The 23,759-nt window shown below is 45.4% G+C and carries 20 protein-coding genes; 19 read left to right on the top strand and 1 reads right to left on the bottom strand.

Annotated features, from left to right (window positions below; translation table 11 throughout):
* Positions 1-219 precede the first annotated feature (219 nt).
* The 14 genes from bcd (at position 220) to QNI08_RS18355 (ending at position 16,856) form a co-directional block, all read left to right on the top strand.
* Positions 220-1,317, top strand: a complete 1,098-nt coding sequence (gene bcd / locus QNI08_RS18420; protein WP_285768860.1) for a branched-chain amino acid dehydrogenase — start codon at positions 220-222, stop codon at positions 1,315-1,317.
* 131 nt (positions 1,318-1,448) lie between these two features.
* Positions 1,449-2,870 carry a dihydrolipoyl dehydrogenase gene (gene lpdA / locus QNI08_RS18415; RefSeq protein ID WP_285768859.1) on the top strand — a complete coding sequence of 474 codons (1,422 nt, stop codon included), beginning with the start codon at positions 1,449-1,451 and terminating at the stop codon, positions 2,868-2,870.
* A 22-nt stretch (positions 2,871-2,892) separates the two neighbouring features.
* Positions 2,893-3,888: a thiamine pyrophosphate-dependent dehydrogenase E1 component subunit alpha gene (locus tag QNI08_RS18410; protein ID WP_285768858.1), complete on the top strand. Its 996-nt coding sequence runs from the start codon at positions 2,893-2,895 to the stop codon at positions 3,886-3,888.
* A 12-nt stretch (positions 3,889-3,900) separates the two neighbouring features.
* Positions 3,901-4,884 carry an alpha-ketoacid dehydrogenase subunit beta gene (locus QNI08_RS18405; RefSeq protein WP_285768857.1) on the top strand — a complete coding sequence of 328 codons (984 nt, stop codon included), beginning with the start codon at positions 3,901-3,903 and terminating at the stop codon, positions 4,882-4,884.
* Between the two features lie 26 nt (positions 4,885-4,910).
* On the top strand, positions 4,911-6,200 hold the full coding sequence (locus QNI08_RS18400) for a dihydrolipoamide acetyltransferase family protein (RefSeq protein WP_285768856.1): 1,290 nt from the start codon (positions 4,911-4,913) through the stop codon (positions 6,198-6,200).
* Positions 6,201-6,498: 298 nt separating this feature from the next.
* A complete protein-coding gene (locus QNI08_RS18395) occupies positions 6,499-8,373 on the top strand; it encodes a methylmalonyl-CoA mutase family protein (RefSeq protein WP_285768855.1) in 1,875 nt (624 codons plus the stop codon).
* Positions 8,370-10,556: a methylmalonyl-CoA mutase gene (gene scpA, locus QNI08_RS18390; RefSeq protein ID WP_285768854.1), complete on the top strand. Its 2,187-nt coding sequence runs from the start codon at positions 8,370-8,372 to the stop codon at positions 10,554-10,556. The genes QNI08_RS18395 and scpA overlap by 4 nt, the downstream gene beginning before the upstream one ends.
* Positions 10,556-11,677, top strand: a complete 1,122-nt coding sequence (gene meaB, locus QNI08_RS18385) for a methylmalonyl Co-A mutase-associated GTPase MeaB (RefSeq protein ID WP_285768966.1) — start codon at positions 10,556-10,558, stop codon at positions 11,675-11,677. The genes scpA and meaB overlap by 1 nt, the downstream gene beginning before the upstream one ends.
* A gap of 211 nt (positions 11,678-11,888) precedes the next feature.
* Positions 11,889-12,326: a BrxA/BrxB family bacilliredoxin gene (locus tag QNI08_RS18380; protein WP_285768853.1), complete on the top strand. Its 438-nt coding sequence runs from the start codon at positions 11,889-11,891 to the stop codon at positions 12,324-12,326.
* A gap of 498 nt (positions 12,327-12,824) precedes the next feature.
* Entirely contained in the window at positions 12,825-13,628 is an 804-nt protein-coding gene (locus tag QNI08_RS18375) for a transporter substrate-binding domain-containing protein (protein WP_285768965.1), read from the top strand.
* Between the two features lie 127 nt (positions 13,629-13,755).
* Positions 13,756-14,415 (top strand): amino acid ABC transporter permease, encoded by a 660-nt coding sequence (locus tag QNI08_RS18370; RefSeq protein ID WP_061144441.1) that lies wholly within the window; start codon positions 13,756-13,758, stop codon positions 14,413-14,415.
* On the top strand, positions 14,408-15,130 hold the full coding sequence (locus tag QNI08_RS18365; RefSeq protein ID WP_285768852.1) for an amino acid ABC transporter ATP-binding protein: 723 nt from the start codon (positions 14,408-14,410) through the stop codon (positions 15,128-15,130). The genes QNI08_RS18370 and QNI08_RS18365 overlap by 8 nt, the downstream gene beginning before the upstream one ends.
* 189 nt (positions 15,131-15,319) lie before the next feature.
* Positions 15,320-16,309: an aromatic acid exporter family protein gene (locus QNI08_RS18360; protein ID WP_285768851.1), complete on the top strand. Its 990-nt coding sequence runs from the start codon at positions 15,320-15,322 to the stop codon at positions 16,307-16,309.
* A gap of 31 nt (positions 16,310-16,340) precedes the next feature.
* Complete coding sequence (locus QNI08_RS18355; RefSeq protein ID WP_285768964.1) at positions 16,341-16,856, top strand: L,D-transpeptidase; 516 nt, start codon at positions 16,341-16,343, stop codon at positions 16,854-16,856.
* Between the two features lie 40 nt (positions 16,857-16,896).
* Here QNI08_RS18355 and prli42 read toward each other — a convergent pair whose 3' ends face one another.
* Positions 16,897-16,992, bottom strand: coding sequence for a stressosome-associated protein Prli42 (gene prli42 / locus QNI08_RS18350; protein WP_155645590.1), 96 nt, complete (start codon positions 16,990-16,992; stop codon positions 16,897-16,899).
* 161 nt (positions 16,993-17,153) lie between these two features.
* Here prli42 and mce point away from each other — a divergent pair, with 161 nt between their 5' ends.
* The 5 genes from mce (at position 17,154) to gndA (ending at position 23,541) form a co-directional block, all read left to right on the top strand.
* Positions 17,154-17,579 (top strand): methylmalonyl-CoA epimerase, encoded by a 426-nt coding sequence (gene mce / locus QNI08_RS18345; protein WP_285768850.1) that lies wholly within the window; start codon positions 17,154-17,156, stop codon positions 17,577-17,579.
* Positions 17,576-19,129 (top strand): acyl-CoA carboxylase subunit beta, encoded by a 1,554-nt coding sequence (locus tag QNI08_RS18340; RefSeq protein WP_285768849.1) that lies wholly within the window; start codon positions 17,576-17,578, stop codon positions 19,127-19,129. Before mce ends, QNI08_RS18340 begins: the two co-directional genes overlap by 4 nt.
* A gap of 208 nt (positions 19,130-19,337) precedes the next feature.
* Positions 19,338-20,456, top strand: a complete 1,119-nt coding sequence (locus QNI08_RS18335; protein ID WP_285768848.1) for a tripeptidase T — start codon at positions 19,338-19,340, stop codon at positions 20,454-20,456.
* A gap of 352 nt (positions 20,457-20,808) precedes the next feature.
* A complete protein-coding gene (locus QNI08_RS18330; RefSeq protein WP_285768847.1) occupies positions 20,809-22,083 on the top strand; it encodes a DNA polymerase IV in 1,275 nt (424 codons plus the stop codon).
* 45 nt (positions 22,084-22,128) lie between these two features.
* The gene (gene gndA, locus QNI08_RS18325; RefSeq protein ID WP_285768846.1) at positions 22,129-23,541 is read left to right on the top strand and encodes an NADP-dependent phosphogluconate dehydrogenase; all 1,413 of its coding nucleotides are present in this window, start codon (positions 22,129-22,131) and stop codon (positions 23,539-23,541) included.
* The last annotated feature ends 218 nt before the right edge of the window (positions 23,542-23,759 follow it).

Here is a 23,759-nt window from a genome sequence, read left to right as displayed (position 1 = left end):
TTTTATTGGCATGTTATTTGCATATTTAACAAGTGTAAGAACGGGGCAAAGCGTACAATTGGCGCTACAGTTAATGCATCAAGCGCACACTTTCCTCCATGGGAAAAATAATATGTAAGCAGCAAACCTAAATTGAATGGAACGTATTAACGGTAAGGATCAACAGTCATCGTCCTTGCTTATCTGTCACGTATTAAAACATCTAGGGAGGATTCCTTTATGGAAATTTTTAAATATCTTGAGAAGTATGATTATGAGCAACTGCTATTCTGTCAGGATAAACAATCAGGCTTGAAAGCGATCATAGCCATTCATGATACGACACTGGGGCCAGCACTTGGCGGCACGAGAATGTGGACCTATGCTTCGGAGGAGGACGCAATCGAAGATGCCTTAAGGCTTGCAAAAGGTATGACTTACAAGAATGCGGCTGCGGGCTTGAATTTGGGCGGAGGGAAGACCGTCATCATCGGCGATCCGCGCAAGGATAAAAATGAAGAAATGTTCCGTGCCTTCGGAAGATATATCCAAGGGCTGAATGGACGTTATATAACAGCAGAAGACGTAGGTACTACAGTTGAGGATATGGACCTCATTCATGAGGAGACGGATTTTGTAACCGGTATTTCACCTGAATTCGGTTCCTCAGGCAATCCTTCCCCTGTCACGGCATATGGTGTATACCGTGGAATGAAGGCCGCTGCAAAAGAAGCTTTCGGCACGGATTCATTGGAAGGAAAGGTCGTTGCCGTTCAAGGCGTCGGGAATGTAGCTTTTAACTTATGCCGTCATCTTCATGAGGAGGGGGCAAAGCTCATCGTGACGGATATCAATAAAGATAGTGTGGCCCGTGCGGTTGAAGCGTTTGGCGCAACCGCCGTGAATACGGATGAAATTTATGGCGTTGAATGTGATATTTACGCACCTTGTGCACTGGGCGCCGTCATCAATGATCAAACCATTAACCAGATCAAGGCGAAGGTCATTGCAGGAGCAGCCAATAATCAGTTGAAAGAAACCGTCCATGGCGACCAAATTCATGAAAAAGGCATAATTTATGCGCCTGACTATGTCATCAATGCGGGCGGTGTCATCAACGTCGCCGATGAACTATTAGGGTATAATCGCGAAAGAGCCCTTAAAAAGGTGGAAACGGTTTATGATACCATTGCACGGGTGATCGAAATTGCAAAACGCGATGGAATCCCAACCTATAAAGCTGCAGACAGGATGGCAGAGGAGCGCATTGCGCGGATGAGGAATTCAAGAAGTCAATTCTTGCAAAATGAAAAGCATATCTTGAATGGACGTAAATGATTTGAACGGTGCCACACGGAGATTCCTGTGATTATTTTTGAATAAACACAGGAATCTTCAGCATGGATAACGTAATTAACATAGGGCAGGGAAATTGGGCCAAGTGTGTTGAATAGTGAGGAGGAGTCATTTTGGCTGAAGAATTTGACCTCGTCATCCTCGGAGGAGGAACGGGCGGGTATGTGGCTGCAATAAGGGCTGCTCAATTGGGTTTGAAAACGGCTGTCGTGGAGAAAGGCAAACTCGGCGGAACGTGTCTACATAATGGATGTATTCCTTCTAAAGCACTTTTAAGAAGTGCGGAGGTGTATCAGACTGCGGTGAAAAGTGAGGAATTCGGAATCGTAACCGGAGATGTTAAAGTGGATTTCACCAAGGTGCAGGACAGGAAAAATAAAGTGGTCGAACAACTTTATAAAGGTGTTCAGCACTTGATGAAACAAGGGAAGATAACGGTTTATGAAGGGTTAGGGCGTATTCTTGGTCCATCGATCTTTTCGCCGATGCCAGGAACGATTTCCGTGGAAATGAACAATGGCAAAGATAATGAAATGCTCATTCCCCAGAATATCATCATTGCTACGGGATCACGTCCACGGATGCTGCCAGGCTTGGAGGCCGATGGCGAATGGGTGCTTACTTCGGATGAAGCTCTAAAGCTTGAGAGCCTGCCCGATTCCATTATTATTGTAGGCGGTGGGGTTATCGGGATCGAATGGGCATCGATGCTGAATGATTTCGGGGTCAAAGTAACGGTGCTCGAATATGCCGATAAGATCATCCCGACCGAAGATCATGATATTTCAAGTGAAATGCAGCGACTACTCAGCAAAAAAGGCGTCAAATTCGTGACGGGGGCCAAAGTGCTTCCGGAAACCCTAAAGAAGAATGGTTCAGTGGCCATTTCTGCCGAAGTAAATGGAACGACACAGGAATTCACGGCTGAAAAAATGCTCGTGTCCGTTGGCAGATCAGCAAATGTCGAAGGAATCGGCCTTGAAAATACTGAAATCGTGAAAGATAAAGGTGTCATCGAAACCAATGAGTTCTTCCAAACGAAGGAAACGCATATCTATGCGATCGGTGATTGTATCGGTGGTTTGCAGTTGGCTCATGTCGCTTCCCATGAGGGGATCACAGCTGTTGAACATATCGCCGGAAAAAAACCGGAACGATTGGATTATTCACTCATTTCGAAATGTATATATTCAAGTCCGGAAGCCTCCAGTGTCGGCTTGACCGAAGAACAGGCGAAACAAGAAGGGTACGAGCTTAAAATTGGCAAATTCCCATTCCGTGCTGTCGGTAAGGCACTTGTTTATGGGGAAGCGGATGGCTTCGTCAAAATCATTGCAGACAAGAAAACGGATGACATCCTGGGGGTTCATATGATAGGGCCACATGTCACGGATATGATTTCCGAAGCAGGTCTTGCAAAAGTGCTTGATGCGACCCCATGGGAAATAGGAAAGACGATTCATCCGCATCCAAGCCTTTCCGAAGCAATTGGCGAGGCAGCGCTCGCTGTCGATGGGCTAGCCATTCATTCATAAAATAAGGTCAGGAGGTTTTATGATGTCAGAAAAACGTCATGAACAATTAGGCTTAAATGAAGAAACGGTTCTGGATATGTACCGCACAATGTTATTGTCCCGAAGGATTGATGAGCGGATGTGGCTGTTAAATCGATCCGGGAAAATCCCCTTCGTGATTTCCTGTCAGGGTCAGGAAGCTGCGCAGGTTGGTGCAGCATTTGCCCTTGATCGGCAAAAGGACTATGTATTGCCTTATTATCGGGATGTAGGCGTTGTGCTGACCTTCGGAATGACGGCAAAAGATCTGATGCTATCAGGCTTCGCGAAAGAGGAAGATCCCAATTCCGGGGGCCGTCAAATGCCCGGCCATTTCGGTCAAAAGAAAAATAGGATCGTCACTGGTTCTTCCCCTGTAACAACACAGGTACCGCATGCAGTCGGGATTGCCCTTGCAGGGAAGATGGAAGGGAAGGATCTCGTCACCTTCGTAACGTTCGGGGAAGGCTCATCGAATCAAGGCGATTTTCATGAAGGTGCAAACTTCGCAGGTGTGCATAAGCTACCGGTGATTTTCATGTGTGAAAATAATAAGTATGCGATATCGGTTCCTATTTCGAAGCAGCTATCGTGCGAAAATGTTTCCGATAGGGCAATTGGCTATGGCATGCCTGGCATAACGGTGGATGGAAATGATCCATTGGAGGTATACGCAGCAGTGAAGGAAGCGGCAGACCGTGCGCGAAGGGGAGAGGGGCCGACCCTCGTAGAAACGGTTTCATACCGTCTAACCCCGCATTCCAGTGATGATGATGACCGGAGCTACCGGACTGCCGACGAAGTGGCAGAAGCTAAAACAAAAGATTCCATCAAAACGTTCGGTGCGTATTTGAAGGATGTCGGGATCTTGGACGATGAGTCCGAGAAGCAAATGAATGATGAGGTCATGAAAATAGTCAATGAAGCGACTGATTATGCTGAAAATGCTCCATATCCGAAGGCTGAAAGTGCTATGAACCATGTCTATGCACAAAAGTAAGGGGGTAATAGAATGCCAGTGATTTCTTATATAGATGCCGTAACGATGGCAATGAGGGAAGAGATGGAACGTGATTCCCGTGTATTCGTATTAGGAGAAGATGTGGGTAAAAAAGGCGGTGTCTTCAAAGCCACCAATGGTTTGTACGAGCAATTCGGTGAAGACAGGGTCATTGATACCCCGCTAGCTGAATCTGCCATTGCAGGGGTGGGAATTGGAGCTGCCATGTATGGGCTGAGACCAATTGCGGAGATGCAATTTGCTGACTTCATCATGCCTGCCATAAACCAAATTGTTTCGGAGGCTGCCAAAATCAGATACCGATCCAATAATGACTGGAGCTGTCCAATGGTGATTCGTGCACCTTATGGCGGAGGAATTCACGGGGCCCTGTATCATTCACAATCGGTTGAAGCCATTTTTGCCAATCAGCCTGGATTGAAGATTGTGATGCCATCCACGCCGTATGATGTCAAAGGTCTGCTCAAAGCAGCCATTCGTGATGAAGATCCCGTGCTGTTCTTTGAACATAAACGCGCCTACCGCTTGATCAAGGGCGAAGTGCCGACTGAGGATTATGTACTGCCCATCGGCAAGGCGGATGTGAAGAGGGAAGGGGAAGACATTACGGTCATTTCCTATGGACTATGCGTTCATTTTGCCTTGCAGGCTGCAGAAAAACTAGCTGCAGATGGAATTTCCGCTCATGTTCTGGATCTGCGGACGGTCTATCCTTTAGACAAGGAAGCCATTATCGAAGCAGCCTCCAAAACGGGTAAAGTGCTTCTGGTCACCGAGGATAATAAGGAAGGAAGCATTATGAGTGAGGTCGCAGCCATCATCGCCGAGAATTGCCTCTTTGATTTGGATGCCCCAGTAAGGAGATTGGCTGGCCCCGATGTGCCAGCAATGCCTTATGCTCCTACTATGGAAAAGCATTTTATGGTCAATCCTGATAAAGTGGAAAAAGCGATGAGGGAATTGGCAGATTATTAATGACTGTTAACAAGGAGGAACGATTTATGGCTTTGGAATTAATGAAGATGCCTCAACTAGGCGAAAGTGTCACGGAAGGAACCATCAGCAAATGGCTTGTTAAGCCTGGCGATCATGTCACGAAATACGACCCGTTGGCAGAAGTGATGACGGATAAAGTAAATGCTGAGGTTCCTTCTTCGTTTACCGGGATCATTAAGGAATTGAAAGCGGATGAGAACCAGACGATGGCCGTCGGTGAAATCATTTGCTCGATTGAAGTTGAATCCTCAAGCACGGATGATGAAAAACAAGGTAAAGCAGCATCCGAAACGGAAGGCAATGCTGATGAACTACCCACTTCAGGAGAAGTGTCAGCCGTAGAATCAAGAAAGGCGCGCTATTCTCCTGCAGTATTGAAGCTTTCCCAGGAGCATGGAATCGATCTTTCTAAAGTGAAAGGAACCGGCAGCGAGGGGAGGATCACCCGCAAAGACCTACTTAAGCTCGTAGAGTCTGGGACCGTTCCTAGCGTGAATGAACCTTCGCGAACAGCTGAGGCGGCTCCTGTCGAGGCAGCCCCTGCAATGACTCGCCGACCAGCAGCAGAAGCTACCGTATCTGTTCCGACTGCTGTTGGGGATAAGGAAATTGCGGTTACCGGCGTGCGTAAGGCAATTGCCTCCAATATGTTAAAAAGCAAGCACGAAATTCCCCATGCCTGGACAATGGTGGAAGTGGACGCAACCAATATGGTAAAGCTGCGTGATAACCTTAAATCCGGCTTTAAACAAAAAGAAGGATACAATTTGACATACTTCGCCTTCTTCGTAAAAGCCATCGCTCAAGCGCTGACCGAATTTCCTGAGCTTAATTCGATGTGGGCTGGCGATAAAATCATCCAAAGGAAAGAAATTAATATTTCGATTGCCGTTGCGACGGAGGATGCCTTATTCGTGCCTGTCATCAAAAATGCAGATGAAAAGTCAATTAAGGGTATTGCTAGGGAGATACAAGAGCTTGCCTCAAAAGTGAAAGCAGGCAGGTTGAAGGCAGAGGATATGCAGGGCGGCACGTTCACTGTCAATAACACGGGCTCATTCGGTTCCGTGCAGTCCATGGGAATCATCAATTATCCGCAGGCGGCAATTTTACAAGTCGAAACAATCGTAAAGCGTCCAGTCGTGATAAATGACATGATTGCCGTACGGGACATGGTGAATCTCTGTCTATCTCTCGACCATCGTGTTTTGGACGGACTTGTATGCGGCCGTTTCCTTGCCAGGGTCAAAGAAATCATCGAAAACATTTCAAAAGACAATACTTCCATCTATTAAAAGAGACAAGAGGAAGGCCTTATAGGTCCTTCCTTTTTGTTTAGAAAAACATCGACAAAACGTTTATTTTTGCTATTATTTTAAAGAGGGCTGTTCTAATACAGGCTGCCATCCATCACCCTTCAAGGGTAAGAAATCGTTCCATTACCTTAAATTGCAAGAAAATTATGATAGAATGTAAGTATGATCCAGATCATATCGATGGGAGGGAGGTTTTCTTATCAAAACTGACTGAGCGTTCGTTCTCCACAAAAGAGGATAGGGCGTTTGAGATGACTTCGATAAGAAAGCAATTACAATGGAACTTAAAGATGTTAAAAACATAACCTTTCCAAAGCCTTCTTTTGCGGAATGGAAGGCAGCCGTGGAAGTCACTTTAAAAGGGAAAACAATCGATAAATTGAAAACGCATACATATGAAGGTATCACTCTTGATCCGCTTTATACGGCAAGTTTAGGGGCAAAAGCGGAACTGCCAGGATTTTTTCCTTTCACGCGCGGAACATCTCCCATGGGTTATCATGAAAAGCCTTGGCTGGTCGTTCAGCCTGTAAGCGGTATCACCGCACATGAGGCGAATGAAAAAATGCTGGCAGCACTTAAGCGCGGCCAAAATGCCGTCGCATTCCCCGCTCGAATGCTTGCTGAGGGAGCAAGGCTTGAAAACATGATAAAGAACATCCCATTAACGGAAATACCGATTTTTATGGATTTAAAGGGTGGCCAACAAAACTTTCTCCCGCAATTCAAAGCTGCAGTCCAACCCCAACATGCCCAATTGACAGGCGTGCTTGCTGAAGACCCGATCACTCAATGGCTTTTAGGCGGCCAGATGCCGGAAGATACGGATGGTTATTTTGTAAAATGGCTGAAGACGATAGAAGAGTATCAAAAGCTAGGTAAGGATTTGAAAACCATCCTGATCAATACGGCCGTATACCATAACGGGGGAGCGAATGCAGTCCAAGAAATTGCGTACGGATTAGCGGCTGCTGTCCAATATTTATTGGAAGGGCAAAAACAAGGTCTTTCAGTCGCTTCCCTGGCCGGAAAAATCGTCTTTTCCTTTGCTGTGAGCTCCAATTACTTCATGACCATCGCTAAACTTAGGGCTGCGAGACGGCTTTGGGCTTGTCTGGCAGAACCTTTCGAAACAGCTCCGGAGCATTTTAAGATGGCGATACATGCCGTAACGTCCGAATTGACGGAAACGGTTTATGATGAGCACGTCAACATCCTTAGGGGCACCAACCAAGCCTTCGCTGCCGTCATTGGGGGCATTGATTATCTTGAAATCCATCCATACAATCATGCTCGAGGTAAAACGGATGATCTTTCTGAAAGAATCGCGCGTAATACACATTTGATTTTAAAGGAAGAAACGAATATAACCACCGTGGTTGATCCTGCAGGAGGTTCATGGTATATCGAGCAATTAACGGATGAAATGGCTGAAAAAGCATGGAAGAAATTTCTTGAAATCGATGAAGCCGGCGGAATATTAACGCTGATCAAGCAAGGAACCATGCAGAAGGAAATAGCGGAGGTCTTCCACGAAAGAAATCAAAATGCAGCCTTTAGAAAAGACAGCTTGATCGGGACGAATGTATATCCAAATCCAGCAGATACGTTCAAACCCGCTGCACAGGTTGACCGTGAATCATATATGAAGGTGGAGAAACCTATTGATATTATCCCGATAACCTTGAATCGGGTATCTGTCCAATTCGAACGGATCAGGCTGCGCAGTGAAAGGCTTAGGGCAAGTAGCGGAGCGGCACCGAAAATCGGCTTGATTAATTTGAAAGACATTAAATCATACAAGCCGCGTGCCGATTTCATAAAAGGGATTGCAGCGGCAGGAGGCATCGAAACTCTGGAGAGCGAGGGATGTCAATCAGGTGAGGATGCAGTGAGATATGTGGGTACAACCAATCTTGCCAACTATTGTGTTTGCGGCAGCGATGCGGACTACATGGAATTGGCGGCGGATGTGATTCAAGAAATCAAAAAGCACTTCCCGCAAATCCAAATATATTGCGCCGGCAAGCAGCCAAAGGAACTGGAAATCACGCTAAGCGCAGCTGGTGTCAAAGATTTTATCCATATGAGAACGAACTCAATTACCTTTTTAGAGGAATTACTTGCATCAGCTAGGGGTGAAATGAAATGAAAAAACCGAATTTTTCAGCGATAAACCCAAACGCGGCTGAAAGAAAAGGGTCAGTAGAAGCCTGGAAAAAAGAAGCAGAAAAAGCCGTGGGGGAAAATATTGATGATTTATTGTTTGAAACGAACGAACAAATAAAAGTAAAACCGCTTTATGTAAAGACGGAGGATTTGGAGCATATGGAAAGCATGCCGGGTCTAGCTCCTTATACAAGGGGGCCATATCCATCGATGTACGTCAATCGCCCTTGGACGGTGCGTCAATATGCAGGTTTTTCGACTGCAGAGGAATCCAATGCGTTTTACAGGCGTAATCTGGCGATGGGACAGAAGGGACTTTCCGTCGCTTTTGATTTAGCCACACACCGTGGCTATGACTCCGACCATCCACGCGTTGTCGGTGATGTGGGGAAGGCGGGAGTTGCCATCGATTCCATTCTTGATATGAAAATCCTTTTCGACGGTATTCCGCTCGATCAGATGTCAGTTTCAATGACGATGAACGGTGCCGTGCTACCCATTCTGGCTTTTTACATCGTGACAGCCGAGGAACAAGGCGTCACACAGGATAAACTATCAGGGACGATCCAGAATGACATCCTTAAGGAATATATGGTTAGGAATACGTATATTTATCCGCCCGAGATGTCCATGAAAATCATCGCTGACATTTTCGAGTATACTTCCAAATATATGCCGAAATTCAATTCCATCTCCATATCCGGTTATCATCTGCAAGAGGCCGGCGCTCCGGCCGATATCGAGCTTGCTTATACGTTGGCGGATGGACTTGAATATGCGCGTACCGGCATGAGGGCAGGCATAGCAATCGATAAATTCGCACCGCGGCTGTCATTCTTCTGGGCTGTTGGGATGAACTACTTCATGGAAGTGGCAAAAATGAGGGCAGCCCGATTCATTTGGTCAAAGCTGATGAAGCAATTCGAACCGACAAACAAAAAAGCGATGGCATTAAGGACCCATTCCCAAACCTCTGGCTGGAGTCTCTCGGAGCAAGATCCGTTTAACAACGTCGCGCGGACGTTGATTGAAGCGCATGCAGCTGCACTTGGACATACTCAGTCCCTCCATACGAATGCGTTGGATGAAGCCATTGCTTTGCCTACAGATTTTTCGGCACGCATTGCCCGTAATACACAGCTTTATTTGCAGGAGGAGACGGGAATTACAAAGGTCATCGATCCTTGGGCAGGTTCATACTATGTAGAAGCTCTTACAAAAGAGCTGATTGAGCGTGCCTGGGACCACATCGAAGAAATTGAAGACCTAGGGGGGATGGCAAAGGCCATTGAAACCGGCCTGCCAAAGATGAGAATCGAGGAGGCCGCGGCAAAGCGGCAGGCTAAAATCGATTCCCAAGATGAGACGATCGTCGGTGTCAATAAATATCGCTTGAAAAAAGAAGATCCGATTGAAATCCTGGAAATCGATAACACTGCCGTCCGCCAAAGCCAGCTTAAGCGTTTGTTGGAATTGAAGGGAAGACGTGACCAGGCTGCAGTGGATGAAGCCCTTCAGGCGTTATCGGCTGCTGCCCGGAAAGGTGATGGCAACCTGCTTGAATTGGCTGTGCAAGCTGCTAGAGTCAGGGCCTCGTTAGGTGAAATCTCAGATGCGATCGAAGAGGTTGCCGGCCGCCACAAAGCGACGATCCGATCCATCAGCGGTGTTTATAGCGCTGCTTACTCAAGAGAAGCAGAGATCGAGGAAGTTATCCGCATGACCGGGGATTTCCTTGAAAATGAAGGAAGAAGGCCGCGGCTGCTCATGGCTAAAATGGGTCAGGACGGTCATGACCGCGGAGCCAAAGTGGTGGGAACGGGATTTGCAGATTTGGGCTATGATGTCGATATCGGCCCATTATTCCAAGCACCGGAAGAAACGGCCTTACAAGCCGTGGAAAATGATGTGCACGTGGTCGGCATGAGTTCACTGGCTGCCGGACATAAAACCCTATTGCCGCAGCTTATGGCAGAACTGAAGAAGCTCGGGCGTGAAGACATCATCGTGATTGTCGGCGGCGTCATCCCTGCCCAGGATTATGAGTACTTAATTGAAAATGGCGCTTCAGCCATTTTTGGGCCCGGGACGGTCATTCCCCAAGCAGCGAAAAAGGTGCTTTTCGAAATATACAAACGTCTCGGATATGAAGAAGTGGCTGAATGATGAGTGATGACAAGAGGCCAGAATGGTTTGATTCCAGCAATCATGAGGGTTTTGCATCTTCTTTAAAACCAGGTGTGGAATTTGCCGCTGACCGTACCAAGGAATCGACGAGTAAATTCGTCAAAAAACATGGTGAGACCATATCTGTCCAAGAATTGAAAAAGGGGATATTATCAGGTGACAGGGCCCGGCTTGCTAAAGGTATCACACTGATTGAAAGCAATGCTTCCCATCATTTCAATCATGCACAAGAATTGCTCCATTCCGTACTTCCCCATACAGGACGGTCGATTCGAATCGGGATTTCCGGTGTGCCCGGGGCGGGAAAAAGCACGTTTATCGAGACGTTCGGAACCTATTTATGTGAAAGGGGCCATAAGGTTGCAGTCCTGGCCGTCGATCCAAGCTCGTCCATTAATGGGGGGAGTATACTTGGCGACAAGACGAGGATGGAGGAGTTGGCAAGAAACCCACGCGCCTTCATCAGACCATCGCCTTCAGAAGGTACTTTGGGAGGCGTTCATCGCAAAACAAGGGAAACGATGCTGCTTTGCGAAGCGGCAGGCTTCGATGTCATACTGATTGAAACGGTCGGTGTCGGTCAGAGCGAAGCGATGGTTCGAAGCATGGTTGATTTTTTCATGCTTCTTGTCCTGACAGGTGCCGGTGATGAATTACAGGGAATGAAAAAAGGGATAATGGAGTTAGTGGATGGAATTGTTGTCAATAAAGCGGACGGTGATAATCTCCCGCTTGCGATTAGAACGAAATCGGAATATAGCAGGATGCTGCACTTTCTCCAGCCGGCAACGAAAGGGTGGGCAGGGAAGGCCTATACATGTTCTGCATTAACCGGAAAAGGAATTCCCGAGCTTTGGGGTGTATTAACTGATTTTTCCGAGACGACAAAAAAATCTGGTGTTTTCCAGGAACGGAGAAGAATGCAAGCGAAGGAATGGCTTTATTCTTTAATGGACCATCAGCTTAAAATGATGTTTTATAAAAATGAAGCCATCAAGGAGCTGCTTCCTAACCTTGAGAATCAGGTGATGTCAGGCAATAAAACAGTCACGGCTGCAGTAAAGCAGGCGTTTCAAGCCTTTATGGACACGCTGGAATGAGAAAAGGAAGGGGCATGCATGAATTTCACGCACGCCCCCTCCTTTTGTATGAAGTGAAGCTGTCTTGTTGTTACACATATGTTTCCCATATCCTTTTCGTTTTAAACTTGTTCATCAAAACCTTTAGCGAAATAGCGGGTAAATTTATTGAATCACGTTGTGGCAATTGATATGATAGAATTGAAGAGAAAACTTGGAAGGGGTATAAACCATGAATATGGATTTTAATTTTTTGATGAACGATGTGGTCAAACAGGCTCGCGATGAGATTAAGACTGCTGGATATACAGAATTGACGACTCCCGAGGAAGTGGAAGAAGTATTTGCACACAAAGGAACAACTCTTGTTATGGTCAACTCGGTTTGTGGGTGTGCCGGGGGCATAGCCAGACCGGCAGCGGCCCATGCAATCCACAATGACAAACGCCCGGACCAGCTTGTAACGGTTTTTGCAGGGCAAGATAAATCGGCTACTGAGAAGGCACGCGATTACTTTGAAGGGTATCCGCCATCCTCCCCATCATTTGCATTGCTTAAGGACGGAAAGATCATGACGATGATAGAACGCCATGAAATAGAAGGCCACCATCCGATGTCCGTGGTGGAAAAATTACAAGACTACTTCGATCAATATTGTGAAGAAGTGTAAGCGATATTCATAAAGCGACAGGAACTGCCAAGTGGCGGCACCGGCTTTTTAGCAAAAGGGTTCGGAATGATTCATTCCGAACCCTTTTGCTATTCAGGCGAGGGTGTGTACAGGACTATGTTTATCTTGACATTTTACAAAGATATCAAAAAAAATTGGACAAATTGATTTGCCTTGAATTTGTCCACAGTCTTGACCCGTGTGCCAGCAGGATTTCCCATTCATGAATCTGCATAAAAAAGAAACATTTAGGAAAAAAGATTACTAAGGGTGCCAGACAAGCAAATCCCTTAAGAAAATAAAGGCAATCTCAATTGGACTTATGGTAATATTCAGAAAAATAAATCTATTCTTTACGTTATTGAATAATTTTTAGAGTGTGTTAAAATACAACATAGTGTATGAATATTAGTTATTTAAATTAATTGATATTTTAGCTAAATTGAAAAATTATTAACAAAAAATTAAAAATATCATTTTGGAGGAATAATAATGAAGTTGAAAAAGCAGTTAGCGCTGTTGCTTGCTACCGTATTGATGGTTGGCCTATTAGCGGCATGCGGGACATCAGAGAAGGAAGATAAGAGCACAGCGGGAAATGGGGACAAGAAGGTACTGGTAATGGGAACTTCTGCGGACTATCCGCCATTTGAATTCGTTGAAACCTCTAAAAGTGATGAAATAAAGGGATTTGACATCGATATCGCTAAAGCGATTGGGAAAAAATTAGGATATGAGGTCCAGGTGAAGGATATTGATTTTAATAGCCTTGTTCCTGCGCTGGAAAACAAATCTATTGACTTTGTCATTTCTGGAATGACTCCAACGGAAAAACGTGAGCAATCCGTGGATTTCAGTGATATTTATTATACAGCCAAAAACATGATCATTACGACACAGGACAGTAAAATCAAAACGGTTGAAGATTTAAAAGGAAAAAAGGTAGGCGTACAGCTTGCATCCATACAAGAGACATTGGCAACGGACTTGAATAAAGAAAAAGATCTTGGGATGACGGTCGAAAAACGGAATCGGATTCCAGAGGTTGTTCAAGAAATGTCGACAGGCCGTTTTGACGCTGTCATCATGGAAGATACTGTGGCAAAAGGATATTTGAAAGACAATAAAGATTTGGTGGGCTACTTAATCAAATCTGGTGAAGAAGAAGCCGGTTCGGCCATCGCATTCCAAAAAGGAAGTAAGCTGACTGACCAATTCAATGCTGAATTGAAGGACATGAAAGAGAATGGTGAAATGGAAAAATTGATCCTGAAATGGTTCGGTGGCAGCAAAACTGAATAATACAGAGAGAGAAGAAAAGCGTTCAGAAGTAAGAGTATGCCTTCTGAGCGTTTTTCCGCGCTTTGTTGCTGTTAAATGAAGCAAGGAAGGACCGTTCGAGACCTTCTTTTTAGAGAGGATGAATGAAGTGAATCTGGAATTTGATAGGATCATGCCCTCCCTTCCCTATATCATGGAGGGAATACCGACCACTTTAAAGGTAGTGGCGGTTGCGGCAGTAATTGGTTTTGTTTTGGGAATACTATTATCTATACTTAAAATCAGTAGAATCAAGCCATTGAATTGGATAGCGGACTTTTACACATCCATTTTCCGCGGTACACCATTAGTGCTGCAATTGATGTTAATCTATTTTGGTTCACCGCAAATACTTGGTATCCAAATCGAAGCATTCCAAGCAGCATTTTTAGCATTCGGCTTGAATTCCGCTGCATACATCTCTGAGATCATCAGGGGAGGCATTTTGGCTGTCGATAAAGGGCAGCGTGAGGCTGCACTGGCACTTGGGGTTCCTTATTCAGGTATGATGCTCAATATCATCCTTCCGCAGGCCATCAAGAATATCCTGCCCTCCCTCGTGAACGAACTGATTTCCTTAACGAAGGAATCGGCCGTCGTCACGATCATTGGATTAGGGGATATCATGCGTCGTTCTTACATTGTCGGCGGTGAGACCTATAAATTCTTCGAACCGATTTTATTTGCCGGTCTGATTTATTATGTGATGGTGATGATACTTACCATCTTAGGCAAAGTGATTGAAAGGAGAATGAGGCGCAGTGATTAAAATTGATGAACTCAAAAAAAATTATGGTAAGCTCGAGGTATTGAAAGGAATCAGCACCGAAATTAGTCAAGGTGAAGTGGTGGCCATCATCGGTCCATCCGGATCAGGAAAATCAACATTCCTGCGCTGCATTAATATGCTGGAAAACCCTTCTGATGGTAAAATTTCGTTCAAGGATCAAGTGATCACCGATAAGAAGACCAATATCATGAAAGTGCGTGAAAATGTCGGGATGGTATTTCAGCATTTTCATTTGTTCCCTCATAAGACCGTGCTCGAAAATCTTACGTATGCACCGATGAAGGTGAAAAGGTTATCAAAGGCCGAGGCAGTAAGGCAAGCACGTGAGCTCTTGGCCAAAGTGGGCTTGGCGGATAAAGAATCTTCCTATCCAAATCGCCTCTCAGGCGGTCAGAAACAAAGGGTTGCCATTGCACGGGCATTGGCCATGAATCCGGAGGTCATGCTTTTCGATGAGCCGACTTCAGCGCTTGATCCCGAGATGGTGAAGGAAGTCCTCGAGGTCATGAAATCGTTGGCACATACAGGAATGACCATGCTGATCGTGACGCATGAAATGGGATTCGCTAAAGAAGTGGCAGACCGTGTTCTCTTCTTGGATGAGGGCTTGCTGATAGAGGAAAGTGCCCCGGATGAATTCTTTTCCAATCCAAAAAGTCAACGGGCAAAAGACTTCTTGGAAAAAGTTTTATAAGCGGAGCAAATAGTATATAATCAAAAAAAGGTGACATTCAGGTTGCCTTTTTTTATTTTATTCCTATAACGTATTCTTGAAGGAATGTATTTAGAAAAATCGAAAATTTCCTGGTCAAAGGACTGTGAAAATTTCTGCAATCCTGATAGTATTATTATAGATAGCGAAAGAGCCAGGTGATACATAACAATGTTCAAAATCGGATACAGAACGATTAAGACCGCTTTAGGGGCTACCTTGGCAATCATTATTTCACAAATGCTTAATCTGGAAAATTTCGCGTCTGCTGGAATCATTACGATTTTATGTATCCAGGTTACGAAAAAAAAGTCGGTGTATGCCTCCTGGCACCGTTTTTTAGCTTGCTTAATTGCAATGGCCTATTCTTCCCTGATGTTTCATTTCATCGCCTTCAATCCACTGGTCATTGGATTGATTCTTTTGATCTTCATTCCAACGACCGTTGCCCTGAAGATTAATGAGGGAATTGTTACGAGCTGTGTCATCATCCTGCATCTATATGGATCTGGACACATCACTTTTTCCTTACTGTTGAATGAAACGATATTGATTGCCGTCGGAATTGGGGTGGCGCTGGTCATGAATCTGTACATGCCTAGTGTCGATGATAAGCTGTTGGCCTATCAGGAGCGTATTGAAACGAACTTCAGTGAAATCCTGATGGGGATCGTCCGTTACCTACGGGATAATGATCACACATGGGGCGGAAAGGAAATCACTGAAACGGCCGATCTTCTTAATGAAGCCAAGAGCCTTGCTTTCAGGGACGTGGAAAATCATTTTTTAAGGGAAGAAGATCTGTATTACCATTATTTCAAGATGCGTGAAAAGCAATTTGAAATAATAGAGCGCATCCTTCCTTTAGTCACGAATATTCCTCTGGTCGTCAAGCAAAGCGGCATCGTGGCGAATTTCATCGAAGACCTGGCCGAAAACGTCCATCCCCAAAATACCGCCATCATTTATTTGAAGAAGCTTGAGGAGCTGGAGATCTTTTTTAGGGGAATGGCACTTCCGCAAACGAGGGAAGAGTTTGAATCCAGGGCTGCATTATTGCAGCTCATGAAGGAAATGGAGCGTTACCTTTTGCTGAAGCATTCCTTCAAGGGATTGCCTAAGCATAACAAACACCGAATGAAGAAGAGGCACTTTGCTTAAACTAAGCAAAAAGGTAAAGGAATTGAGACGAATGAGAAGGATCCTTTCTTTCATGCTTATGTTTTCGCTGTGGCCGCTGTCTGTACATGCCGAACCCCACTCGGTCAAGCCTGGCGATGCTTTCATCATCATCAATAAAGCCAGCAACAAATTGGCGTTCATCGATGATAACGAAATCAAGGAGATACTGCCAGTCGGTACCGGGAAGAGCCAGGAGCTGACACCTGAAGGAATATTCACCATCAAGGTGAAAGCCGTCAATCCATACTATAGAAAAAAGAATATCCCCGGAGGCGATCCCAGGAATCCATTGGGGTCGAGGTGGATCGGGTTTGACGCCCGAAATACCGATGGAAGGATTTACGGGATCCACGGCACGAATCAACCGTCCTCGATCGGAAAATTCATTTCAAATGGCTGTGTGCGCATGCATAAATCCGATGTAGAGCGCTTGTACGACAAAGTCGATGCCGGCACAAAGGTGTTGATCACCCATTCAGCCGAGGACTTTAAGACATTGGCGATAAAAAGTGGCGCGATAAAATAAAGAGAGGGAAGCTTAGGCTCCCCTCCCCATTTAGTATCTATTACAAAAGAAATGCAATGCCTGACAATAACGTTGTTAATATCATTGAGATAAGCATTAAATACACAACGATTTTTCTCATTTTTTTGTTTCCCATATGCTCTCTCCCTCTTAACAGTTTAATTGATTTCATTTTAACGTGTACAATTAGCAGAAACAAGTAAAAGTGTAATGTTCATATTATTTTGAATCTTGGGATTCCGTTGGAATGATAGACATATTTTAAGAGAAGCGACCAAGATTGATTAAGGGGGCTGGATGATGATTAAACAGATTGATCATATCGGTATTGCGGTCAGGTCACTTGAGGAGTCTTTGCCGCTCTACACGGAAACGCTGAAGTTGGAACTTGAAGGAATCGAAATTGTCGAAAGCCAAGGAGTGAAGGTGGCGTTTATCTTGGCCGGCAATACACGTTTGGAATTATTGGAAGCGTTATCATCCGAAAGTCCCGTCGCCAAGTTCATCGAAAAGCGTGGTGAGGGTATCCATCACGTTGCTCTCGGTGTAGACGATATTGAAGCCCGGATTAAAGTATTGAGAGAATCAGGAATACGGATGATTGATGATACATCACGAAAGGGAGCGCACGATGCGGATGTTGCTTTCGTTCATCCCAAGTCCACTGCGGGTGTATTGTATGAACTTTGTGAACCAGGTCTACCGAAGGAGGAACAGGGATGACAGACGACATTTATGGAGCGATCAATGATTTATATGACAGGCGCCGAAAAGTGGAAATGGGCGGCGGTGAAGAAAGAATCGACAAGCAGCATGAAAAGGAAAAACTCACGGCAAGGGAAAGGATCGATCTGTTGGTCGATCCTGGCACGTTCATTGAACTTAATCCCTTCATCAAACATCGCAACACCAATTTCGGCATGGAGAAGGAAGAAGGACCTGGAGAAGGGGTTGTTACGGGCTACGGAAAAGTAAACGGCCGTGACATCTATTTGTTTTCACAGGATTTCACCGTGTTTGGAGGTGCACTAGGGGAAATGCATGCATTGAAAATTGCCAATGTCATGGATTTGGCAGCTGAAAATGGTGCTCCCTTCATTGGTTTGAATGATTCTGGCGGTGCGCGCATACAAGAAGGGGTGGTTTCTCTTGACGGATATGGCCATATTTTTTATCGCAACTCCATTTACTCGGGAGTCATCCCGCAAATTTCCGTTATCATGGGACCTTGTGCAGGCGGAGCCGTATATTCCCCAGCCATCACCGACTTCGTCTTCATGGTGGAGAAAACGAGCCAAATGTTCATTACCGGTCCAAAAGTGATTGAGACGGTGACGGGTGAAAAGATTTCATCAGAAGGACTGGGAGGAGCGACCGTACATAATACCATAAGCGGAAATGCTCATTTCAAGGGCGCTTCCGAAGAACAAGTCTTGGCTGACGTTAGACGTCTCCTGAGCTATTTGCCACAAAATAATGAAGAAAAGCCGCCGGTTTTCCAAATCGAAGGTGAAGATGATTACCGTCCGGATTTAACGGATGTCGTCCCTTTTGAAGGAATCCGTCCATATGATGTTCGGAAAGTGTTGGAGCAAGTCGTCGATGAGGGGTCTTTCTTGGAAGTGCAAGAGGGCTTCGCTAAAAATATCGTAATTGGCTTGGCACGGATCAAAGGGAAATCGGTGGGACTTGTCTGTAACCAGCCTAAAGTGTTGGCTGGCGGGCTGGATATTGATTCATCCGATAAGGCTGCCCGTTTCATCCGTTTTTGTGACTCGTTCAACATTCCCCTGGTTACGTTCGAAGATGTTTCAGGATTCTTTCCGGGTGTCAAGCAGGAGCATGGCGGAATTATCCGCCATGGTGCAAAGCTTCTCTATGCTTACTCCGAGGCAACCGTTCCAAAGTTGACGATCATTCTTCGCAAAGCTTACGGCGGGGCCTATGTGGCGCTTAATAGTAAATCTATCGGTGCCGATCTCACGTTTGCCTGGCCGAATGCCGAAATTGCGGTCATGGGCTCTGCTGGAGCGGCAAATATCATCTTTGCCCGTGAGATCCAACAAAGCGAAGATCCGGATGCTACCCGAGCGGCAAAAATTGAAGAATATCGGGATAAATTCGCCAATCCTTATGTCGCTGCAAGCCTTGGAATGGTCGATGATGTCATTGATCCCCGGGAAACCAGGATCAAGATCATTCAATCGCTTGAAATGCTGCGCAATAAAAAAGAAAAACGGCCATGGAAAAAACACGGCAATATCCCGCTGTGATCTCATATGACAAAGAACCCAAACGTTATCTGTTTGGGTTTTTTCCCTTCTTTTAGTAATGAAGATAACTGGGAGTGATCCATACCGCATCTTTAGCGGACGGAACTTAAAAAGCTAGGTCGGCGACGATTCGCCTTCACATTATTTGCCGGAGCGCAGCTTTTAGAAGTATAATTAAAGAGGAAAACTTTTTTGGAGGTTTTATTTTATGATTAATGAAGAACGTATCGTAAGTGAATTCATGGAATTGGTGCAAATCGATTCCGAAACGAAAAATGAAGCAGCCATCGCCAAAGTCCTGAAGGAAAAATTCACGGCATTAGGTGTAGAGGTTTTTGAAGATGATACAACAGCCGTTACCGGTCATGGTGCAGGTAATTTAATATGTACGCTTAAAGGAACGAAGGAAGGTGTAGATACCATCTATTTCACTTCCCATATGGACACGGTAGTGCCTGGTCAGGGCATCAAGCCTTCCATTAAGGATGGATACATAGTGTCAGACGGAACGACCATTTTAGGGGCGGATGACAAAGCGGGATTGGCGGTCATGTTAGAAACGCTAAAAGTGTTGAAGGAACAAAATATTGAGCATGGAACAATCGAATTCATCATCACGGTCGGGGAAGAATCCGGATTGGTTGGAGCGAAAGCGATGGATCGCTCGCTTGTAACGGCAAAATTCGGTTTTGCGCTTGACAGTGACGGAAAAGTGGGGAATGTGGTGGTCGCTGCACCTACTCAGGCGAAAGTGTCTGCAACCATTTTGGGCAAAACCGCCCATGCTGGTGTGGCTCCCGAAAAAGGGGTTTCAGCAATCACGATTGCTTCCAAAGCGATTTCAAGAATGCCATTGGGCCGTATCGACGAGGAAACGACAGCTAACATCGGCCGTTTCCAAGGAGGGCAGCAAACGAATATCGTTTGTGACCATGTGGAAATCCTGGCAGAAGCAAGATCCCTAGTGCCTGAAAAGATGGAAAAACAGGTAGCGAGAATGAAAGAAGCATTCGAGACGGCCGCCATTGAAATGGGCGGACGCGCTGAAGTGGAAGTGACAGTCATGTATCCAGGTTTCAAATATGGGGCCGGTGATCATGTCGTCGAAGTTGCTAGAAAGGCAGCGGGAAAAATTGGCCGTCCATGCGAGCTTGTTAAAAGCGGCGGCGGAAGCGATGCGAATGTCATTGCTGGTTTTGGAATCCCTACTGTCAATCTTGCAGTCGGCTATGAAGATATTCATACTACAAATGAAAGAATTCCGGTTGAAGAATTGACGAAACTTGCTGAAATGGTCGTAAGCATCATTCAGGAAGTATCCGCATGATGAAGTGAAAAATGCTGGGATCACTGGAGCCTCTTTTTCAATAAAGCCATGTTGTAGGTGAAAGGGGCTGCACATCCCGTGTTTTTTGCTTCGATCGGAACAGGAGTGGCAGCAGGGATTCCGCGTTATTAGCCGCCGGTACCAATCTTGATCCCGCCAGTAGCGTGTATTTAAGAAGTGGCAAGAAGACATGTACAGTCATCAATGAAATGATGGCTGTTTTTCTTGAAGCGACAAGCACCGTACCTGGTTTGTCCACCTGTAAATGGGGTTATCTTTAAAAGAACTTGTTTTTTATGGACCCCGCTATCCGATGTTTTTTTATTTTTACAAGGAAGTGACGACGGTCAAAATGAAGAACATGTATCCCAAAAATGGCAGGGTCATTCTCCATGTAGACATGAATAGTTTTTATGCTTCGGTGGAAATGTCCTATGATGTTTCTTTGAAAGGCAAGCCGCTTGCCATCGCCGGTAATGTTGAAGAGAGAAGGGGGATCATCGTCACCTGCAGCTATGAGGCAAGGAAATTCGGGGTCAAAACGACGATGCCGATATGGCAGGCAAAAAAGCTCTGTCCCCAATTGGTCATACAGAAGCCGAACTTCGAACGTTATCGAAAGGCGTCATTGGCCATTTTTGATTTATTGAGGCAATATACCGATATGGTTGAACCTGTTTCAATCGATGAGGGGTATCTGGATATCAGTGAATGCGCTGAATTGGGTTCGCCCTTGGAAATAGCCAAAAGCATTCAGGAACGGATTTATAACACGATGGATCTCCCGTGCAGCATAGGGATTGCACCTAATAAATTCCTGGCGAAGACCGCCTCTGATATGAAGAAGCCAATGGGCATCACCGTTTTAAGGAAAAGGGACATCCCTGAGAAGCTCTGGCCCCTGCAAGTCGGTGACATGCATGGCATCGGCGAGAAGACCTCGGAAAAACTTCATGCGATCGGCATCATGACGATCAGGGAGCTTGCCAGTTCACATGACAGTCAGCTTAAGCAATTGCTTGGGATCAATGGCATTCGTTTGAAAGATAGGGCTAATGGCATTGACCCGAGGCTTGTCGATCCCGAATCGATTTTTGATCATAAAAGCATCGGGAACTCGACCACACTTCCCCATGACTCCACGAACCAAAAAGAACTGCTCGGTGTGCTGGAAAAGCTTTCGGGGAAAGTGGCTGCCCGTTTGAAAAATAAGCGTCTCCTTGGCCAAAAAATAGGAGTGACGATCCGATACAAAGATCGTCGCACCATTACCCGAAGCCGGACCGTTTCCAACCCGGTGTTCGACAAAAAGGATATAATGGCTTCAGCTGCCGAGCTTTTCATGAAAAATTGGAACGGCGAAGGAATCAGGCTTCTTGGCGTAACCGCCTATGATGTGATCGAGAAGGAGTCGGCTTTCATGCAGCTGGATATTTTTTCTTTTCAAAAGGAAGCAGAAAAAGAACCGTTGTATGAAGCGATGGAACACTTGCAAAATAAGTACGGAGAAAATATTATTAAAAAGGGATTACCCTTGAAGAACGGTTCGATCGGAACAGACACGAGCTTCAGTAAGGATTTCTTTGAGCAATCAAGGAGGAATGATCATTCAGGTGGCAAAGAGTAGTGTCTGGGCTGTGTAAAGATATAGAGAAGGGAAGGAAAGATAATTATGACAAAACAACAGATTGGCGTTATCGGACTTGCAGTAATGGGTAAGAATCTTGCATTTAATATCGAAAGCAGAGGCTATTCAATATCCGTTTATAATCGCTCAGGTTCAAAAACGGATGATATGATGAAGGAAGCGGAAGGCAAAAATGTAAAGCCTGCATATACACTTGAAGAATTCGTCGAATCATTGGAAACGCCGCGAAAAGTCTTATTGATGGTTAAAGCCGGTGCGGCCACCGATGCTACCATCGAGCAATTAAAACCGTTACTTGATAAAGCTGACATCGTCATTGATGGCGGAAATACGTTCTTCAAGGACACTCAACGCCGCAATGAGGAATTAAGCAAGCTAGGCATCCATTTCATCGGTACAGGCGTCTCAGGCGGGGAAGAAGGAGCGCTAACAGGTCCTTCCATCATGCCTGGCGGTCAAAAGGAAGCTTATGAACTGGTTGCACCGATCTTGAAGGATATTTCAGCCAAAGTCGATGGTGATGCTTGCTGTACGTATATCGGGCCGGATGGAGCAGGTCATTATGTGAAAATGGTACATAACGGTATCGAGTATGGCGACATGCAATTGATTTCCGAATCTTATTTCCTTATGAAAAATCTTCTTGGACTTTCTGCTGAGGAATTCCATGAAGTATTTACCGAATGGAATGAAGGGGAACTGGATAGCTATCTGATTGAAATTACTGCTGACATCTTCAAAAAGTATGATGAAGAAACAGGGAAACCGATGGTTGACGTCATTTTGGATAAAGCTGGCCAAAAAGGAACCGGAAAATGGACAAGCCAAAGTGCCCTTAATCTTGGTGTACCGCTGCCAATCATTACGGAATCCGTTTTCGCCCGTTTCATTTCGGCCATTAAGGACGAACGTGTCGAAGCGAGCAAAATCCTGCGCGGTCCAAAAGCCGAAAGCTTTACAGGCGATAAGAAGGCCTTGATCGAAAGCATTCGTAAAGCACTTTATATGAGCAAAATCTGTTCCTATGCACAAGGCTTCGCTCAAATGAAAGCAGCGTCTGAAGAAAATGACTGGAACTTGCAATATGGTGATATCGCGATGATTTTCCGTGGCGGCTGCATCATCCGCGCGCAATTCCTGCAAAAAATCAAGGATGCTTACGATCGTGAAGCGAACCTGAACAATCTCCTGCTGGACCCTTACTTCCAAGGAATCGTTGAGAGCTACCAAGGGGCTTTACGTGAGGTTATATCAACTGCGGTAATGAACGGAATCCCAGTTCCTTGCCTGTCATCTGCACTTGCTTATTTCGACAGCTATCGCACTGAAACGCTGCCAGCCAACTTAATTCAAGCACAGCGGGATTATTTCGGAGCTCATACGTACCAACGCATCGATAAAGAAGGTACATTCCATACCGAATGGATGGATAAATAAATTTATCTCCTTTTAAACTGTACGTAAAAAAGAGAGGGCGCAAAGCGGCGCCCTCTCTTCAGTTTGTAGACAAAAGGGGTACGGAATTATTAAATTCCGTACCCCTTTTGAAATTCCCTATTGATTTTTACCTATAGTTAAGAGATTGGAGCTCTACGAGCCCACCATGTTAGGCCATTTTTGGACCTTTCCATGTCCAATTGGCCATCTTCTTTATA

The sequence above is a fragment of the Peribacillus folii genome, assembly GCF_030271255.1.
Lineage (GTDB): Bacteria > Bacillota > Bacilli > Bacillales > DSM-1321 > Peribacillus.
Note: the sequence above shows the minus strand (reverse complement) of the source record. Positions and strands in the feature narration are given on the sequence as shown.

Excerpts from the sequence above, each read along its gene's own strand:
- prli42 (WP_155645590.1), bottom strand. The coding sequence starts at position 16,992 with ATGGGAAACAAAAAAATGAGAAAAATCGTTGTGTATTTAATGCTTATC.
- gndA (WP_285768846.1), top strand. The coding sequence starts at position 22,129 with ATGACAAAACAACAGATTGGCGTTATCGGACTTGCAGTAATGGGTAAG.
- scpA (WP_285768854.1), top strand. The coding sequence starts at position 8,370 with ATGAAAAAACCGAATTTTTCAGCGATAAACCCAAACGCGGCTGAAAGA.
- QNI08_RS18400 (WP_285768856.1), top strand. The coding sequence starts at position 4,911 with ATGGCTTTGGAATTAATGAAGATGCCTCAACTAGGCGAAAGTGTCACG.
- mce (WP_285768850.1), top strand. The coding sequence starts at position 17,154 with ATGATGATTAAACAGATTGATCATATCGGTATTGCGGTCAGGTCACTT.
- QNI08_RS18410 (WP_285768858.1), top strand. The coding sequence starts at position 2,893 with ATGTCAGAAAAACGTCATGAACAATTAGGCTTAAATGAAGAAACGGTT.
- bcd (WP_285768860.1), top strand. The coding sequence starts at position 220 with ATGGAAATTTTTAAATATCTTGAGAAGTATGATTATGAGCAACTGCTA.
- QNI08_RS18330 (WP_285768847.1), top strand. The coding sequence starts at position 20,809 with ATGAAGAACATGTATCCCAAAAATGGCAGGGTCATTCTCCATGTAGAC.
- QNI08_RS18405 (WP_285768857.1), top strand. The coding sequence starts at position 3,901 with ATGCCAGTGATTTCTTATATAGATGCCGTAACGATGGCAATGAGGGAA.
- QNI08_RS18335 (WP_285768848.1), top strand. The coding sequence starts at position 19,338 with ATGATTAATGAAGAACGTATCGTAAGTGAATTCATGGAATTGGTGCAA.
- meaB (WP_285768966.1), top strand. The coding sequence starts at position 10,556 with ATGAGTGATGACAAGAGGCCAGAATGGTTTGATTCCAGCAATCATGAG.
- QNI08_RS18355 (WP_285768964.1), top strand. The coding sequence starts at position 16,341 with ATGAGAAGGATCCTTTCTTTCATGCTTATGTTTTCGCTGTGGCCGCTG.
- QNI08_RS18360 (WP_285768851.1), top strand. The coding sequence starts at position 15,320 with ATGTTCAAAATCGGATACAGAACGATTAAGACCGCTTTAGGGGCTACC.
- QNI08_RS18395 (WP_285768855.1), top strand. The coding sequence starts at position 6,499 with ATGGAACTTAAAGATGTTAAAAACATAACCTTTCCAAAGCCTTCTTTT.
- QNI08_RS18380 (WP_285768853.1), top strand. The coding sequence starts at position 11,889 with ATGAATATGGATTTTAATTTTTTGATGAACGATGTGGTCAAACAGGCT.
- QNI08_RS18340 (WP_285768849.1), top strand. The coding sequence starts at position 17,576 with ATGACAGACGACATTTATGGAGCGATCAATGATTTATATGACAGGCGC.